The sequence below is a fragment of the Streptomyces sp. NPDC004561 genome, assembly GCF_053602155.1.
The window spans coordinates 1-12725 of the sequence record NZ_JBSGDB010000247.1 but is presented as its reverse complement, the minus strand read 5'-3'; the positions used below and the strand labels follow the sequence as shown (position 1 = coordinate 12725).

Annotated in this window: 13 protein-coding genes and 1 pseudogene; 5 read left to right on the top strand and 9 right to left on the bottom strand. The window is 70.4% G+C overall.

From position 1 onward, the window contains the following. Positions 1-973: 973 nt before the first annotated feature. Both ACWEN3_RS27730 and ACWEN3_RS27725 read left to right on the top strand, forming a co-directional pair. A complete protein-coding gene (locus ACWEN3_RS27730; protein ID WP_452976177.1) occupies positions 974-1621 on the top strand; it encodes a BlaI/MecI/CopY family transcriptional regulator in 648 nt (215 codons plus the stop codon). Positions 1622-1829: 208 nt separating this feature from the next. After that, a pseudogene (locus tag ACWEN3_RS27725) lies at positions 1830-1924 on the top strand. A 95-nt stretch (positions 1925-2019) separates the two neighbouring features. Here ACWEN3_RS27725 and ACWEN3_RS27720 read toward each other — a convergent pair. The 3 genes from ACWEN3_RS27720 to ACWEN3_RS27710 all read right to left on the bottom strand — a co-directional run bounded on the left by ACWEN3_RS27720 (position 2020) and on the right by ACWEN3_RS27710 (position 4618). After that, a complete protein-coding gene (locus tag ACWEN3_RS27720) occupies positions 2020-2712 on the bottom strand; it encodes a hypothetical protein (protein WP_452976175.1) in 693 nt (230 codons plus the stop codon). 274 nt (positions 2713-2986) lie between these two features. Further along, positions 2987-3802 (bottom strand): alpha/beta fold hydrolase, encoded by an 816-nt coding sequence (locus ACWEN3_RS27715; protein ID WP_452976173.1) that lies wholly within the window; start codon positions 3800-3802, stop codon positions 2987-2989. Positions 3803-3955: 153 nt separating this feature from the next. Then, positions 3956-4618: a DUF4097 family beta strand repeat-containing protein gene (locus ACWEN3_RS27710; RefSeq protein WP_452976171.1), complete on the bottom strand. Its 663-nt coding sequence runs from the start codon at positions 4616-4618 to the stop codon at positions 3956-3958. Between the two features lie 257 nt (positions 4619-4875). On the opposite strand from ACWEN3_RS27710, the gene ACWEN3_RS27705 reads away from it, so the two are divergent. The 3 genes from ACWEN3_RS27705 (at position 4876) to ACWEN3_RS27695 (ending at position 7057) form a co-directional block, all read left to right on the top strand. After that, positions 4876-5658 carry a helix-turn-helix domain-containing protein gene (locus tag ACWEN3_RS27705; RefSeq protein ID WP_452976169.1) on the top strand — a complete coding sequence of 261 codons (783 nt, stop codon included), beginning with the start codon at positions 4876-4878 and terminating at the stop codon, positions 5656-5658. 58 nt (positions 5659-5716) lie between these two features. Then, positions 5717-6493 carry a DEAD/DEAH box helicase family protein gene (locus ACWEN3_RS27700; RefSeq protein ID WP_452976167.1) on the top strand — a complete coding sequence of 259 codons (777 nt, stop codon included), beginning with the start codon at positions 5717-5719 and terminating at the stop codon, positions 6491-6493. A 150-nt stretch (positions 6494-6643) separates the two neighbouring features. After that, positions 6644-7057: a helicase associated domain-containing protein gene (locus ACWEN3_RS27695; protein ID WP_452976165.1), complete on the top strand. Its 414-nt coding sequence runs from the start codon at positions 6644-6646 to the stop codon at positions 7055-7057. Between the two features lie 213 nt (positions 7058-7270). Here ACWEN3_RS27695 and ACWEN3_RS27690 read toward each other — a convergent pair whose 3' ends face one another. The 6 genes from ACWEN3_RS27690 to ACWEN3_RS27665 all read right to left on the bottom strand — a co-directional run bounded on the left by ACWEN3_RS27690 (position 7271) and on the right by ACWEN3_RS27665 (position 12302). Then, positions 7271-7483: a cold-shock protein gene (locus ACWEN3_RS27690; RefSeq protein ID WP_452976179.1), complete on the bottom strand. Its 213-nt coding sequence runs from the start codon at positions 7481-7483 to the stop codon at positions 7271-7273. Between the two features lie 389 nt (positions 7484-7872). Beyond that, positions 7873-8688 (bottom strand): class I SAM-dependent methyltransferase, encoded by an 816-nt coding sequence (locus tag ACWEN3_RS27685; RefSeq protein WP_452976163.1) that lies wholly within the window; start codon positions 8686-8688, stop codon positions 7873-7875. Further along, positions 8685-10256, bottom strand: a complete 1572-nt coding sequence (locus ACWEN3_RS27680) for a radical SAM protein (RefSeq protein ID WP_452976161.1) — start codon at positions 10254-10256, stop codon at positions 8685-8687. Before ACWEN3_RS27680 ends, ACWEN3_RS27685 begins: the two co-directional genes overlap by 4 nt. A gap of 749 nt (positions 10257-11005) precedes the next feature. Next, positions 11006-11593, bottom strand: coding sequence for an SRPBCC family protein (locus tag ACWEN3_RS27675; protein WP_452976159.1), 588 nt, complete (start codon positions 11591-11593; stop codon positions 11006-11008). Continuing rightward, a complete protein-coding gene (locus ACWEN3_RS27670) occupies positions 11590-11892 on the bottom strand; it encodes a DUF427 domain-containing protein (RefSeq protein WP_452976157.1) in 303 nt (100 codons plus the stop codon). Before ACWEN3_RS27670 ends, ACWEN3_RS27675 begins: the two co-directional genes overlap by 4 nt. Positions 11893-11939: 47 nt before the next feature. Next, a complete protein-coding gene (locus ACWEN3_RS27665) occupies positions 11940-12302 on the bottom strand; it encodes a hypothetical protein (protein WP_452976155.1) in 363 nt (120 codons plus the stop codon). Positions 12303-12725: the final 423 nt, after the last annotated feature.

Here is a 12725-nt window from a genome sequence, read left to right as displayed (position 1 = left end):
GCCGCCTCACCCCTTCACCACCAGCGTGTCGCCGCACAGCGGCCAGGTGAGCCGTGTTAGCACGGGCCTACCGCGGCCCTATCGGGCCGCGACGGACTCAGCAGGGTCCCCGTTGCAGGCGGCGGTGACCGTGGCCTTGCCATCGGCCGGATCGCAGCCGGAGGCATACAACGCAGCAGACACGCGCCTCAGGCACACCGCTTCGTCGTCAGGTGCGGTGAGTAGTCCCTGCCCGACGCCGTCACCACCGCGTGCAAGCGCGCCGAGGCGGCTTCGTCGGACACAGGCGCTCGATGCCAGGCTGATCGACGCCCTGCCGCTGCGCCTCGCGCCCATCCTGCTGGGCTCCAAAACGGCACTGTTCACCGGCAGAGCGCCGCGCACGCCGCTGCAGCGGAGCATGACCTCGACATCGACCGCGACACATCTGACCTACGACGTCCTCCGACACGGGTGCCCACGCTCGGCGTCGGCCGGCTCGGCGCACTGCGGCGCGTAGTTCATCCACGTCCCGCGCCGCCGGTACACCCGGCGCTGCTCCAGAGCGGTGTTCCGCACCGACCGGCAGATGCTGCCGAACTCCCCGCACACCTGCCGTTGTTCGGGCGACACAGCGCACCGAAGGAGCACCGTTCTTCATGTGTTTCACCAGTCACTCGCGGACCGTCTCGGCCGAGTGCGGTCGGCTGCCGTCGGATTGCCGGCTCCAAGGACAGCCGGGGGCGCCGCGGATCACAAACACGCTGTCGCGGCCCCGCTTTGCGGCACAGCCGCCGAGACCTGGCGGCAGCACCTCCACACCATCTTGCCCGGGTCATTGAAGCAAAAGGGGCCGCAGCAGGAACAATCTGCCGTGTTCTCCGTACTATCTCTACTCCGGGGCAATCTGATAGCAGCTGCAACCCGCAGTCCCACACCACTGTCCCAGGCAGCACCTTCCCGCCCTGCCGCAAACCGAGGAAGAGTGAATTCCATGCCCGAAAACACCGTCTCCGCCTCCGAACTCGCTTCGCAGTACATCGCCCAAGTGAGCAGTGACCTCGAGAGCAACACCAAGGAGCAGGACCGCCTCCGCGAGGAAATCGGCGCGCTGGAAGCCCAGTTGGCCGCTCTGCAGCGCGACCACACGGTGCTGGTGAACGTGCAGCTGGCACTCGGTGGACCGGCGGCGCCGGCCGAGCCCACCGCCGGTGCCGGCGCCGGCAGCACCGCACCATCGCGCCGCAAGCCCGCGGCCAAGTCGGCGGCGGGCAAGCAGGCACGAGCCCGCAAGTCCCCCACCGGACCGGGTCGCACCACGGCCCGGAAGCCCGCGGCCAAGCGCTCCAAGGCCGAGGACACGGCCGCGAAGACGGCCAAGCCCACCCTGGTCGAGCTCGTCCGCAGCCACCTCGCCCAGCAGAGCGAACCCCGCTCCGCCGCAGAAGTCACCACCGCACTCGGCGAGACCCACCCCGAGCGCGCCACCAAGGCCACCGTCGTGCGGACCACCCTCGAGGGGCTCGTGGCCAAGAACCTCGCCCAGCGCAGCAAGCAGGGCTCCTCGGTCTTCTACACCTCGTCCGACGCCCAGGAGCAGAGCACCCAGGGGGAGAAGACGCAGTCCTCCCCAGCCGAATGATGTGCCTGCCGGCCTGAAGGCCGGGGATCCCCGCCCGGGCCGGCCGGCCTCTCCAGGACCCGCTGCCGCAACGCGCCGTGCCGGGAAAGGGTGTGGTGCACGCCGGCCCCAGCGGGACCCCATCAGAGTCACGTCAGTCGCCTGTCAGGAGCCCCTGTCACTCTCTTTCATGTGAACAGCCCCGGGAGATCACCGGGGCCGGGAACGAGGAGAGGTGCCCGGAGTGGTTGATCGGGGACCAGCGAGCACGCCTCGAGGTCGGATCCCAAGGGGTCCACGCAGGTTCGAATCCTGCCCTCTCCGCACCCATGCAGCCCGCGCTCACCACCGACTGGCCGGTGAGCGCGGGCTGACCTCAAGAGCGGCTCAGTTCGTACAGGTATCGAGCATGCGGGTGATCAGTCGGCCAGCCGGTTGATGGCGGCGGCAGCGATGCCCTCCATGTAGCCGGGATCGTCGCTGGGCTGACCGGAGAGCTCGACGATGCCGAACCGGTGACCACTACGGATCACCGCGACCCCGCCGGCGGCCTTGCCGTCACCGTTGAAGGTCGGGTACCAGCTGCCCGCGCCGCCCCTGACGGTGACCACGTGCCCCTTGCCGTAGTGCCAGTGGCCGTTCGGCTCCTCCTGGCAGCTGCGCACCAGCTTGTTGAGCTGCTTGTCGTACGCGGCCGCCGACGTGTCGGTGGAGCCGGCTGCGACGGACTCGGTCAGCAAGGTGTCGCTGGTGTCGAAGGTCCAGATCACGTCGGCATAGGCGCCGGCCTTCCCCTTGGTCAGCGTTCGCATCGTCTCCTCGCCGGAGCACGCCGAGAGGGCCTGCTTCCCGGTCGTGCCCACCGTCGCGCCGACCGGGTTCAGGCCCTGCTGGAAGAAGTCCTCCCTCTGCAGCAGGTTGCCGGAGCCGAGGCCGGGCTGGGCAGCGGCGGGCGCGGTCGCCGAGCGGCCCGGAACGCTCGTGCCCGCGGTGGCGGCCGCGGGAAGCGCGCCGATGCCGACCGCGATCAGGGCGGCACCGACGGAGGCGGCCGCCCCTGCGGTACGACCGCGACGCGAGAGCTTCCTGCCGGCTGCCTGGTTGTCGTACATCTACATCCCCTGTCTGGTCGCGACGCGGTGTGCGTCTTCGTACACCAGGGAGATGCGCCACCCAGCGGGAAATGTTGGACGGCGGCCTGCCGCGATCGATGTGAGCCGCCTCACCCTGCGCCGGCGAGGTCCCGGTGGTCTCAGAGCTGGGTCACGGCCGCGCGGACGATCCGTGTCATCGCGGCCTTGCCCGCACGTGCGATGCGCCGCGGAATGGAGAACACGGCCCGTCGCACAGGACGGGCGGGCGGCGTCGGTTCGCCCGGTCGCGACTTCAGCGCCCCTCTTGGTCGAGGGCGGCGACCTCGCGTACGGCCTCGGTCACGGCCGGGAAGTCCTTCTTGAGGATCGCACCGTGATTGCCGGTGACCTTGGCGCTGATGCGGATGTTCGCGTTGCGGGCGGTCACCGTGTCGAGGCTGGTGCGTATCCGTTCCTGTTCATCGCCGCGGCTTCCGAAGGACGTCCCTGACGCGACCACGTAGCGCACCGGGACGGTGATGCCGTCCAGGACGGGGCCCAGTTCGCGCTCGCGGGAGAGTCTGCCGAGCTCGATGTTGCTGTTCGCCTGCTGTTCGGCGGTCATCCGCGGCGCCAGGCCGGTCGGGCGGAGCAGCGGCATGAACCAGCCCAGCCGCCGGAAGAGTTTGCGGATCCGCTGTTCCATGGCCTCGTCGAGCCAGTCGTACGGGAACGCGCCGTCGACCAGGACCGCGCCCAGGGCGCGCTCGGGATTGCGGCCGGCCCAGTGCGCCGCGACGACCGCTCCGTAGGACCAGCCCACCACAAGGGCGCGGTCCACTCCCCTGGCGGCGAGGACGGCGTCGACGTCCCGGACGGCGGCCTCGAAGGAATAGTCGGCCGAGCGCCTGGATTTGCCGCGAGCCCGCTCGTCGTAGGTGATGTGCCGCCACTTCGGCCCCAGTTCGGCGATGACCCGCCGCCAGTACCCCTGGGTGGCGAACTGGCCGTTGAGGTAGACCACCGGGACACCGGGACCGCCGGTGTCGGTGACGGCCAGGGCCGTGTCGTCCACCGGCACCATGCCGGCCCACTTCGCACGGCTCGCGGAAGTGCTGTTCTTCGTCATGTGTTCCCCCTGCTCGCGTGAGGCGTCTGGTACGGCTTCCACCGGGCCTGCATGGACATCGCAGGCCCTCGGGGCGGACGGCCGGGCCGCCGACGGCGACCGAGCGGACTTCGATCGCGGTGGGCCCGGCCGGACCGTCCTGGGCGTGCTTCTTCAGATGCTGCGGGCGGTGATGTCGCCGTGGGAGGTGGTGGCGCGGATGTCGAGTTCGGCGGTGCCGTCGTTCTTCAGGGCGTTGCTGACGCGGCCGTAGCCGGTGCCGGCGTCCAGGGTGGCCGAGGCGCCGGCGGCGGCGCCGACCGTGATGTCGCCGGACTGGGTGGTCAGCACGACCGTGCCGCGTACGGCCTCGGTGATGCGGATGTCGCCCCGTGCGGTGCTGATCTCCGCGGGGCCGCCCAGTCGGCCGACCTCGACGTCGCCGTCGACCGCGGTGAGGCGGAGGGTCGCGGCCTCGTCCAGCTTGATCTGGTGGTACGCGCCTTCGAAGACGACGTCGCCGAGGCGGCCGACGGTGCGCAGTTCGGCGCTGGCCGTCTTGGCCTCGATGTGGGAGTCGGCGGGCAGCTTGACCGTCAGCTCGATGGCGCCGGAGGGGCCGAGGTACTGGTTCTTCGCCGAGGTCCCGATCCGCAGGACTCCGTCGGCGTATTCGACCGTGGTCTGCTCCGCTGCCTTCACGTCGCGGCCCTTGGAGGCGTTCGCGGGCCGGACCTCGACCGCGGTGTCGGCGCGGTCGGCGGCGATGAGCTGGACGCGTCCGGCGGGGATGTTCAGGACGGCGGAGATCGGGGCGGGAGTGTCGAACTTCTGCATGGTGCTCTCCTGTGCTCGTTCCTTGTTTCTGACAACAGAAACGCTACGTTGCTTTCCATACCCAGGCAACAACTTCTTTGCACAGGAGGCACACAATCGCAGGTGAGAGTGCAATAATCATTGCAACGCCCTCTCAATTAACGCAACGATGGGACAGTCGTTCGTTGCAATGCATTGAAGCTGAACGCTATGGTGGAGGCGTCGGACAACGCCGAGCAGCGCCATGGAGCACCCGTGGGGCACGAAAGGGGGGCATGATGCCCGGAGGCAGGCTCACCCAGCAGGAACGCCAGCAGATCGCACTGGGGCTGGCCGACAACCTGGCCTACGCCGAGATCGCCCGCCGCCTCGACCGCCCCACCTCCACCATCACGCGTGAGGTGACGCGGAACGGCGGTCCCACCGGCTACCGCGCCGACCTCGCCCACCGCGCCACCCAGCAGCGCACCCACCGGCGCAAGCAGACCGCGCCCCAGGGGTCACAGGCGCTGCCGCAGTCCCACGGACGCGACGCCGAAGCCCTGCGCGACTACCAGGAGACCCTCACCACCGTCCTCATGACCTCGGGCCTGCCCAAGATGATGGCCCGGGTGCTGGGCTGCCTCTACACCACCGACGCCGGCAGCCTGACCGCCTCCGACCTGGCCCAGCGCCTCCAGGTCAGCCCGGCGTCCGTCTCCAAGGCGATCACGTACCTCGAGGGCCTGGACCTCGTCCGCCGCGAACGCGACGAACGCCGCCGCGAGCGCTACGTCGTCGACGACGACCTCTGGTACCAGTCGATGATCCGCAGCGCCCGGGCCAACGACCAGTTCATCGAGACCGCACGGCAGGGCGTCGGCATCCTCGGCCGCGGCACCCCGGCCGCCACGCGCCTCGAAAACGCCGCCCGCTTCCTCGACTTCGTCGGCGAGAACCTCATCCGCGCCGCGGAGCAGGGCCGCGAGGTCCTCTACACCAGGACCGGAACAACCCCGGACGGCACCGCCGAACCGAGTCGGGGCGACGGACGGACATCCCCGCCGACGACCACACCATGAGACGAAGCCGGCCCCGCCCGTCGACCGACACCCACCATCGGCCAGGGAAAGGACCCCGATGGAACTCCGGGCCCACCAGCGAGAAGCCACGGACACCGTGCTCCGCGCTCTCGAACTGCCCGCAGGATCGACGATGCCCGAGCGGGGACTGCGGACCCAGGTGGTCACGGCGACCGGATCCGGGAAGACCCTCGTGGCGGCGCGCAGCGCGCAGCAGCTCCGGGCGGGCCGGGTTCTGGTGCTCGTACCGTCCCTGGACCTGCTCGCCCAGACCGAGGCCGCATGGCGTGAGGGAGGCCGCACGGGACCGGTGATCGGGGTCTCGTCCCTGCGGGGTCAGGAGGCGGCCTTCCCGAACACCACGGACGTGGAAGAACTGGTCGCCTGGGTGCGGCCCTTCGACAATGTGACCGTGTTCGCCACGTACGCCTCGCTCGGGCTCGGCACACTGGAACGCGCTCACACCGCGGGCCTGCCGGGCTGGGACCTGATCGTGGTCGACGAGGCACACCGGACCTCCGGGCGGATCGGCAAACCGTGGGCCGTCGTCCACGACAACACCCGTATCCCGGCGCTGCGGCGGCTGTACATGACGGCCACGCCGCGGCTGTGGCAGCTGGACGAGGAGCAGGAGGCTGCTCCGGGCGCGCCGGGTGAGCTGGTGGCGTCGATGGAGGACGACCCGGAGGGCCCGTTCGGGGCCCGCTGCTACACCCTCACGCTGTCCGAGGCGATCGACCGGGGCATCTGCGCCCTACCAGGTGGTGTGCCTCGACATCAGCGACGCCCAACTCCAAGCCGCACAGCTTCTCGGCGTCGAGGGCCGCACCGATGAAGTGCGCGGGGCGCGGCTCGCCGCCCTGCAGACCGCGCTGGTCAAGGCGTCCGCCGAGGAGGGCTTTGGGCGTGCGCTCGTCTTCCAGTGGAATGGCAACGCGCCTTCCGCCTCGTCAGGCTCCGGCTGGAGAGCGGCGGGGAGTTGTTGATGCAGCCGGGCGAGGTCGTGCGCCAGGGCGAGGACCTGGGGCGGTGGGTGCGGTCGGTGCGGCTCGGCTGGGACAGGCTCACCATCGCGCAGCAGTGGATGTGCGGGCAGGTCCTCGGGATCGAGCCCGCCGCGGAGGACGAGAGGCCCGGGCCGCGCCGTAGTCAGGCCGACAAGTGGGCGCTCAACTATGCCGCCGCCCGCCAGTACTACGAACGTGAAGGACATCTGCGCGTGCCGAGGAAACACGTCGAACGGTTCCTCGTCGCAGGCGGGGAGGACGGCAGCGGCCGGGAGCAGGAGGCCCGGGAGCTGAGGCTGGGGGCATGGATCGGCAACCAGCGCTCGCGGGCCGCGGCGCTGTCGCCGGAGCGGATCGAGCAGCTCTCGGCCATCGGCATGCGGTGGGCGTAGCGACGTTCGGAGGGGCGGCGGTGCCGGGCAGGGTGGTGGTCCTGTCCGGCGCCGCCGTCGTCGAGGATGTTGCCCTTGGGAGCGGAGCCGCACAGCGGCCCGAGCTGGTCAGGCATGGAAGCGGTCGGCGGGTGTGCGGCGCGTGCGGGTTCAGGCATGGCCGTTCGGGCGCGTGGGGTGAACGGCGCGCGGCGCAGGACGCCCGGGGTGTGTCTAGGGCTCTACGCGGACCTTGTCCGCCTGCATCCCCTTCTGGCCCTGGACGGCTTCGAAGGAGACCTTCTGGCCCTCTTCGAGTGACTTGAAGCCCGCTCCTTCGATGGCCCTGAAGTGCACGAAGAGATCCGGTCCGGACTCGGGGGTGATGAAGCCGTACCCCTTTTCGCCGTTGAACCACTTCACGGTTCCAGTTTGCCGTTCGGCCATGTCTTCTCTCCCACTGTCGGTAGAACCGGACCCGATCATCACATACCGGGGCAGGTCGGGGGGGCTCAACTCGTGGGTATGGCCGCCGTCGCTATCCTGCTGCGTCGCCCAGCCGGTCCGGGTCCGGGACGCGGATGGTGCGTGCCCGGCCGGAGTTTGCCCGCAGGGGTGTTCGGCGCGGGTAGCGAGGGTGGTCAGCGTGGTCGCGACGCGCTGGGAGACGGACTTGAAGACGCTGTCGGGCAGGCGTTGTTCGAGGTCGGCGAGGCGGCGGCCGAGGATCTCGGTGATGCGGGCCACCACCGACCAGCCCGGCCGCCGCTCCGGCCTGCTGGGGTGGTATGTGAGGGCGCTTACGTACGCGCCGGTAGGCGATGCCAGGACGTCAGTTACGGCTTCTCGGCGATCAGCAGGGCGTATCCGAGGTGGCCCTCGGCTGCGGCGGCGCGGGCCGCGGCCAGGACGGCGGGGGCGGCGTTCAGGTCCACTCCGGCCTGCGTGAGCTTGGCCGCAGCGGTCATACGCAGCAGGTTCAGCCGGGCCTCGATCTGGTCGATCATGCGGGTCATGGCGTGGTCATGGCGCTCGGTGCGCACGGTGCGCAGCCCGGCAGTGGCCAGGATCCCGGCGTACTCCTGCGGCGGGCGGGCATCGGCGATGCACGCGATCCGTGCGGCAAGACCGGTCAGCTCGGGCGGGAGCCGGTCGGGGGTGGCGGTGACGTCGGTGATGCCGAGCCGGCCGCCGGGTTTCAGGACGCGGGCGAACTCGCCGGCGGCCTGGGCCTTGTCGGGGAACGTGCACAAGGCGCACTCGCACACCACCGCGTCGAAGACGCCATCGGGGTAGGGCAGTTGTTCGGCGTCCCCGGTCGTGAACTCGGCTCGGTCGGCGAGTCCCGCCGCCTGGGCGGCGCCCTGGGCGAGGGCGGTGTTGGCCGGCGAGTAGTCCACACCGTCCACCTGAACGCCACAGGTGTCGGCGAGGAGCAGGGCGGTGGTGCCACGGCCGGAGGCCACATCGAGCACCCGGCGGCCCTCGCTCAGGTTCAGGCCGTCGGCGAGGCGGCGGGTCAGGGCGGTGCCGCCGGGATGGTAGGAGTCCCCCAACAGGAGCGCGACCACGTCCGAGGAGTACGCGGCGGCGCAACAGGCCTTCAGCTCGTCGCCGGCCGGGCCGGACGGGAACGCGTTCCGGTCGGTCATCGCGTCTCCTCGACGGTGGCCCCGACGCGGGCGGTCTTGGAGCCGTACCGGGTGGTGGTGAGCCGGTCGGCCAGCGGCAGTGCGTTCGGGGCGACATCGGCGACGGGCACGCCGGACGTCTTGGCGCGGACCTGTTCGCGGTAGCCGACGGAGTTGTACGCGCAGAACGGGATCAGGCGCCCGTCGGGGGTGATCTCCTCGACGCAGCACTTCATCAGCTGTTTGACGTTGAGGGTGTAGGGGTCCTGGAAGTCCTGGACCACGATCATGAACGCCCTGTCGTTCAGCTCCTCCACGATCTGGGGAAGGTCGATGCCGCAGGCGTCCGCGCAGTTGAGGGCCTCGGCGGTGGCCCGCAGCTTCGCCTCGGTCATCTCCGTCCCCATGAACGCGGAGGCGGACCACAGCTTCTCCAGAGCCTCGCGGATCCCGGCGTCGGGCAGGACCCGGTTGGTGACGTAGTCGAGGTAGTCCTCCACGTTCAGCAGCCGCGGGATCGGCACGACGGTGCGGTTGCCCGGTTCGCCGTCCACCAGGAGGTAGGTGACGGATCGGCAGGTCGGGAAGCAGCACGGTACGGGGAAGAAGTCCCCCTTCTGGAACCAGCCCGGCCGCTGCTCGTTGATCAGCCGGATCACGTCGGGGTTGGTGAGCCGGTTCAGCGGGTCGAACTCCACGTGCCGGCCGGAGTGGGTGACCGGCTGGAACGCGACCGAGCGGACGGCGGGATGGTCGATGCCGTACTCGATGATCGCCCCGAGCTCGTGCTCGTTCAGGCCCCGTTCGACGGCCGCGACCAGGGTGACGGTCAGCCCTGCCGCGGCGCAGTTGTCCAGGGCCCGCTGCTTGAACGTCCGCAGGTCCCGGCCCCGGATCTCCAGGTGAGTGCGCTGGTCGAAGCCGTCGAACTGGAGGTAGATGTTCACCGAGCGGCCTGGCACCTCGTTGCGTTTGCCGAGTTCGGCGACGAAGTTCTCGTCGGTGGCCAGGCGGATGCCGTTGGTGTTGAGGGTGACGTTCTTGATCGGGCGGCCCTGGGCGAGGTCGATGAAGTCGAGGATGTGCTTGTGGATGGTGGGCTCGCCGCCGGAGAGCATCACCACTTCCGCCTCGCCCTCGGAGGCCACGAACGCGTCCAGCATCCGCTCGCACTGTTCGTGGGTGAGGGAGTAGCCGTCGCTCTGATGGCCGGAGTCGGCGAAGCAGATCGGGCAGTCCAGGTTGCAGCCGGTGTTGACCTCGACGATCCCCAGGCAGGCGTGCTGCTTGTGCTCCGGGCACAGCCCGCAGTCGGACGGGCAGCCGTCCTTGACCTCGGTCTGGAAGGTGAGGGGGATGGTGCCGGGCTTGTTGAAGCGGGCCGAGGCCAGGTACGCCTCGGCGTCCCCGTAGACCAGGGCCTCGAACTCGCCATGGTCTCGGCAGCGTTTACGCAGATAGACCTTGTTGTCGCGGATGTTGACCTGCGCGTCGACAGAGGTCTTGCACAGTGGGCAGACCGACTTGGTGAACTCGACGAACACCTCGTCCCGGTCCGCCTTGCGCCTCGGCGCCGGTGCCTGGGTCATCGCAGAACTCCTCTCACGGGGTCAGTCGCAATCGGTCACCGGACGTCGCCGGTCCGGGGGGCCGTCCTCGCGGCGGTGCGGGTCCGGGACGGTCGGGCAGCCGTCGCCTGGCCCGGCGCCTCGGCGACTCCGGACTCGGCACCTGAGGGCGTAGGTGGTGACGGCCGTGGGTACGACCGCCCCGACCGTGATCAGCCACGGGTCCGCCGGTGCGCCACCCACGGCGCCGAACGCCGCTGCGCCCAGGAGCAGTGGACCCGCGCAGCACACGACCATGGCCGGACCGGCCGTGACGACGGCGGCCGTCCCACCGAAGCGGGAGCGTCGGGGTGCGGACATCACGATCTGCCTCCACTCCACCGGACTCCCTCGTGGTGGCCGCACGGGCAGGGCGCAGCAGCACGGCGGCGTACACGAGCGTGAGAGCGTCCTGGAGGAGGACGAACCAGCTCAGCCGCTGGGTGAGGTGGTTCCCGAAGCAGCCGCAGTCGACCACGGCCGGCCCCAGGAACCACACCCCGCACACCAGTTCCCCGGCGACCAACCCCCCGATGGGCACGGCCGCCACGGCGCCGTGCACCAAACCGTACGTGCCGAGAACGGCCGGCATGTCGGTGATTCGAGGCGAGCCGGCCGACGGCCATGGCCGTGCAGACCGTGCCGAGGACGAGGCGGAGCACCATGCCCGTGACGCTACGGGCGCCGAGGCGAGGGGAGCCGTAAGCGCGCTCACCGAACCGGCCGCGGACTCATCCTCCTGCCGTTGTGGTACGGCGCTCGGCCTCGACCTTGACCGAGGCGAGCGAGGCGGCAACCGCCTCCTCCCAGCGGGCGGCCACCGCGGCGCCCCACCACTGCCCCGGCCGCCACAGGTCGGTGCCCAGCTCGCCCTCGTACACCAGCCGCGTCCCCGCTCCGGTCTCGCTCAGCACGAAGGACTCGCTCACGTACGGCACCGGGCCACGCACCAGGTGGAAGTCGATCCGCTCAGGCCGGGTGAAGCGCACCGTCTCCACTGTCACCGCCTTCAGCCGGCCGCCGGCGATCGGCGTGTAATGCTCGGCCAGCACCAGGTCACTGCCGCGCTCCAGCACCTTCAGCTTCTCGCGCATCGCCCGCGGCGTGCGGCCCAGATACGGCCTGGCCACCACGTCGAACACGGTCTGGCGAGGAGCCGCGACGTCGACGGTCTGCGGGCCCAGCGGCCGAGTGCGGCGCCCCACGCCGATGTCGACCGGGACGGCACCAGTCACCAGCCCCAGGTAGGCGGCGGCCAGTGAGGCGCCCACACCGGCGGCCAGGCCCGCCACGCGCAGGCCGCGCGGCGCGGCACTCACCGGCTCACCCGCGGAGCGGCTTCCTCGACCACGACGCCGTTCCAGAAGGCGACATGATTCTTGATCTTCCGGGCCAGCGGGCTGGGATGCGGGTAGTACCAGGCGGCGTTCACATTGGTCTGCCCACCGGCAGTCACCGTGTAGTAGCGGGCGAGCCCCTTCCAGAAGCACAGCGACCTGGCCCGGCTCTCGGTGAAGTACTCGCGGTGCAGCGACTCGGGGGGAAAGTAGTGGTTGCCCTCCACCACGACCGTCCGCTCGGCCTCCGCGAGCACGGTGCCGTTCCACACAGCGCGCATCGCGACCGGCCACCTCCGACAAAGTGCCTGTAGTCCATGCCGCGACGCTAGAACGCCCTTCGGCGGCCCGACGGTGAGCGCGCTTGCACTGCGCCGTCCGTGTCGGCGGCTGCCCGCAGGGCCTGCCGGATCTGGTCGACCTCGGGCGCACCGGCGAGCCCGTTGGGGGTGCGATAGATCCGGCAGGTCACCGAGGGCAAGGCGCCCGGCTCGGCGAACAGGTCGCGGCCGTCGATCAGGATCGTCGGGGAGCCCGGGAAGCCCGACCGCTCGGCCTCAGCCTGGTCGGCGATCACCCGCGTGGTGAAAGCGGTGCCGACTGGCCCCGCGTCGTCCAGCGCCTGCCGCAACCGCTCCTCGACGAGCTGCTGGTTGGGGCAATCCGGCACCACCAAGACCTCGATCCTCATGTCCCCAGGATCGCCCATCCCGGCGCAGTACGGGCCGAAGAGCCCGGTCTTTTCGGTCAGCGCGCCGGCTGCGCACCGCCTCACAGGCCGACGGCGGGATCGTCGGCGGCCGCGGTCCGCGGCGGGCGGTGTCCCTGCTCGTCGAGTGGGGCGAGTTCGCGTTCGTAGTCGACGGTGAGGTACGACGGTCAGGCACCGGGCCTGCTCGGGCTGACGCCGGGTGATGTTGCCCTCGCGGGCGTAGTGGAGCCGGCGGCTTCAGTGGCCCCGCAAGGCGAAGCACACGTCGTCCCATGGGGCCGCGACCAGGTCGAGGTTGGCCTTCTTCTTGACATCCTCCCGGCCCTGAAGGACCGGGATTCCTTTTTCAGGTGGCTTGGCCGGTCGCCCGGCTGCCGGGTTCCTGCTTCACAGACTGGCCAG